Origin of the sequence: Paratractidigestivibacter sp., assembly GCF_052362415.1 — a bacterium.
Lineage (GTDB): Bacteria > Actinomycetota > Coriobacteriia > Coriobacteriales > Atopobiaceae > Paratractidigestivibacter.
Genome location: NZ_DAWEMK010000029.1, coordinates 9,785 through 13,623, shown reverse-complemented (window position 1 = coordinate 13,623; position 3,839 = coordinate 9,785). Strand labels below are relative to the sequence as shown.

General features: G+C 68.5%; 3 protein-coding genes. All 3 read right to left on the bottom strand.

The annotated features are described in order from the left end of the window. A partial coding sequence (locus ACT84W_RS04515) for an NAD(P)/FAD-dependent oxidoreductase (protein ID WP_444328352.1) occupies nt 1-893 on the bottom strand: 893 nt, incomplete at its 3' end. Between the two features lie 3 nt (nt 894-896). Then, complete coding sequence (locus ACT84W_RS04510; RefSeq protein ID WP_444328351.1) at nt 897-2,372, bottom strand: NAD(P)/FAD-dependent oxidoreductase; 1,476 nt, start codon at nt 2,370-2,372, stop codon at nt 897-899. Nucleotides 2,373-2,492: 120 nt separating this feature from the next. Continuing rightward, nucleotides 2,493-3,839, bottom strand: a 1,347-nt coding sequence (locus ACT84W_RS04505; RefSeq protein ID WP_444328350.1) for an ABC-F family ATP-binding cassette domain-containing protein, incomplete at its 5' end; no start/stop codon positions are given.

The following is a 3,839-nucleotide window of genomic DNA, read 5'->3' as shown; positions in this document are numbered from 1 at the left end:
TTGCCGCACGCGAACACCCCGGCGATGCTCGTCTGAAGCGACTCGTCGACCACGGGCCCTCGTGTGACGGGCGAGAGCTCGACGCCCGCACCGCGCGAAAGCTCGTTCTCGGGAAGAAGCCCCACCGAGAGGAGCAAGGTATCGCATGGGTAGCGGACCTCGGTCCCGGGAACCGGGCGCCCCGACCCGTCGACCTCGGAGAGCACGACCGCCTCGACGCGCTTTTGGCCCTCGATGCGCGTGACGGTATGGCTGAGCAGCAGCGGGATACCGAAGTCGTCGATGCATTGGACGATGTTGCGCTTGAGGCCGCCCGAATACGACATGAGCTCGGCGACGCACGCGACGTGGGCTCCCTCGAGCGTCATGCGACGGGCCATGATGAGCCCGATGTCGCCGGAGCCGAGGATGACGACCTCGCGGCCCGGCATGAGCCCCTCGATATTCACGAGCCGCTGCGCGGTGCCCGCGGTATAGACGCCCGCGGGGCGGAACCCCGGGATGCCGAGGGCGCCGGCGGGGCGCTCGCGGCACCCCATGGCGAGCACGACGGCGCCCGCACGAACCCGCTCGAGCCCGCCCGAGGCGGAGACGCAGGTGACGGTACGGTCTGCCGCGAGGTCGACCACCATGCACCCGAGCTTGACCTCGACGCCGGCGTCGTCGGCCAGGCGCTCAAAGCGGTCGGCGTACTCGGGGCCGGTCAGCTCCTCTTTGAACGTGATGAGCCCGAACCCGTTGTGGATGCACTGGTTGAGGATGCCGCCGAGCTTCTCGTCGCGCTCGATGACGAGGACCTTGCCGGCGCCGGCCGAGCGCGCGGAGGCGGCAGCGGCGAGACCCGCGGGGCCTCCGCCGATGACGACCACGTCATAATCGAAGTTGCTCGCCATGACTCACTCCCCTTCCTTCGCGTCCGGGCGGGTGGATCCGAAGCAGAGCTCCGAGCCGGGGCCCATCTTTGTGACGGATGCCTCCTCGAGATCGGCAACCTCGCGCGCGAGGATCTCCATGACCTTCGGAGAGCAGAACCCGGATTGGCAGCGGCCCATGCCAGCCTCAGTGCGCCTCTTTACGGCGTCGAGGCTCCGCGCGCCGAGCGGCGCCCGGATCGCGTCGACAATCTGCCCCTCGGTGACGCGGCGGCACCGGCAGACGACGCGCCCGTAATCGGGGCGCTCGGCGACCAGGCGCGCCCACTCGTCGAGATCCATGTGCTCGATGTCGGGGATGCGCTTGCGGCGCGGCTGCCAGTAAGGCTTCGCCGAGGGGTAGACCAGAAGCCCCGCGACGATGTCCGCGACCATGCGCCCGATGGCGGGCGCCGAGGAGAGGCCCGGCGACTCGATGGCGGCGCAGTCGACGAACCCGGGCGCCCCCGCGACCTCGCCGATGACGAAGTCATGGCCCGGCTGGTGCGCGCGCAGCCCGCTGAAGTTCCGGATCGAGTGCTGCAAGGGGACGCCCTTCATGGTGATGGCGCTCTTCTCGCGGACCTCCGCGATGCCCTCCGAGGTCGTGTCGGTCCCCTCTTTGTCCTCGATGTCCTCGGCGGTGGGGCCGACGAGGATGTTGCCGGCTGTCGTGGGGGTGACGAGCACGCCCTTGCCGAGCTTGGTGGGCAGGGCAAAGACGGTGTGGCGGACATAGCCCGCTGCCGCGGTGTCGAGCACGTAGTACTGGCCGCGCCGCGGGGTGATGCGCATGCGATCGCCCTCGGCGGCGACGAGGTTGTGGAGCTCGTCTGCGTAGACCCCGGCGGCGTTGACGACCACGCGCGCTCCGAGGCGGCCTTTGTCCGTCCGTACGATCCAGCCTCCGCCGGGGCGGCGATCGAAGCCGAGGACCTTCTCGTTGAGTCGGAAGTCGACGCCGTTGATGCTCGCGCTCTCCGCGAGGGCGACGGTGAGCTGAAGGGGGTTGACGATCCCCGCGCTCGGCGCCCACAGGGCCGCGACCGCCTCGTCCGAGACGTTCGGCTCGAGCGCGAGGAGCTCGTCTCGCTCAATGATGCGCAGGTCGTCGACGCCGTTCGCGACACCGCGACCAAGAAGCTCGGTGAGCCCCGGGCGCGCCTCGTCGGAGGTGCAGACGACCAGTGATCCGATCCTCTGGAAGTCCGCCCCGAGCTCCTCGCAGAGCGCGGGCATGAGCCGCGCGCCCTCGACGTTGAGCCGCGCCATGAGGCTACCCGTCTGGGCGTCGAAGCCGGCGTGGACGATCGCCGAGTTCGCCTTGGAGGTCCCGCAGCAGACGTCCTCCTCGCGCTCGACGACGCAGGCCGAGACCTGGAGGCGCGAGAGCTCTCGAGCGATGACGCAGCCGCTGACACCGGCGCCCACGACCACGACGTCGTAGTTGGGTTCAGGCATAGCTCTCCCCTCGTAGGGAATAGATGCCGCTATAGTCCCCCAACTGGGCGTTATTCAGCTGTACACCCCCGCGAACGGTAGGGTTTTGACGGTGTGTAAACCTCCGCAGTCGGTAAATACTCAGAGTCCGAGTTTATCGGCCAGGTCGAGCCATTCCTCTTCGAGGGCGTCCTTCTGGGCCAGGCACTCGTCCACCTTCGCCTGCGCGTCCATGAGCTCAGCGTAGTTCGAGGGGTCGATGCCGACCATGGCAGCGCGAAGGCGATCCGGCTCGCCCTCGAGCTTCTCGAGCTTGCGGCTCACCGCGTCATAGCGCTTCTTGAGCTCGCGGCGCTCAGCGTTCGAGAGCCCCTCGGCCTGCGTTTTTTTCGCCTGAGCGGAGGCGTCCGCCGCATCGCTTTGCGGGGAAGCCGCCGAGGCCTCGGCCTCGCTCGCGAGCCGCAGGTACTCGTCGACCCCGCCGGGGACGTGGCGCACATGGCCGTCGATGAGGGCGAACTGGTCGTCGGTCACGCGCTCGACGAGGTAACGGTCGTGGCTCACCACGAGCAGGGTGCCCGGCCACGAGTCGAGAAGGTCCTCCAACACCGCCAACATGTCCGTGTCGAGGTCGTTGCCGGGCTCGTCCAGCACGAGCACGTTCGGCTCGTCGAGGATCACGCACAGAAGCGCGAGCCGGCGGCGCTGCCCGCCCGAAAGGTCCGAGACGAAGCTCTGAAGCTCCCGCTGCTCGAACCCGAGGCGCTCACAGAGCTGCGTGGGGCTGAGCATCTTTCCGCCCACGAGGTAGCTGTGCTTGTAGCGCGAGAGTATCTCGAGGATGCGCCAATCCTCTTTGTCCGACAGCGCGTCGAGGTGCTGCGACATCCAGCCGAACTTAACGGAGGCGCCGATGCCGACCGAGCCTTTGGTCGGCTCCAGCCTGCCGGTCATGAGCTTGAGCAGCGTCGACTTGCCGGCGCCGTTCGCGCCGAGGATGCCGTAACGGTCCCCGGGGCCGATGAGCCAGTCGACGTCGTCGATGACGGGCTTTTGCGCGCCGGGGTAGGTGAAGGAGGCGCCCTTCATCGTGATGACCTTCTTGCCCAGGCGGCTCACGGCGAGGCGCTTGAGCTCGAGCGGGTTTCTCAGCGGCGGGTCGTTGGCGATGAGCTCGCGAGCAGCGTCGATGCGGAACTTCGGCTTGCTCGTGCGGGCCTTCGCGCCGTGAGCGAGCCAGCTGAGCTCCTTGCGCAGCGTGTTCTGGCGGCGCTCCTCGATGACGGCGGCCTGACGGTCGCGCTCGCAGCGCTGCTGGATATAGGCGGAGTAGCCGCCCTCGAAGGGCGTGACCTCGCGGTCGTGGACCTCCCACATGTGCTCGCAGACCTCGTCGAGGAACCAGCGGTCGTGCGTGACGACGAGAAGCGCGCCCTCGCCCGCTGGCCAGCGGCGCTTGAGGTGCTCGGCGAGCCATTGAATGGCCTG

Coding starts and splice junctions, on each gene's coding strand:
- ACT84W_RS04510 (WP_444328351.1), bottom strand. CDS start 2,372: ATGCCTGAACCCAACTACGACGTCGTGGTCGTGGGCGCCGGTGTCAGC.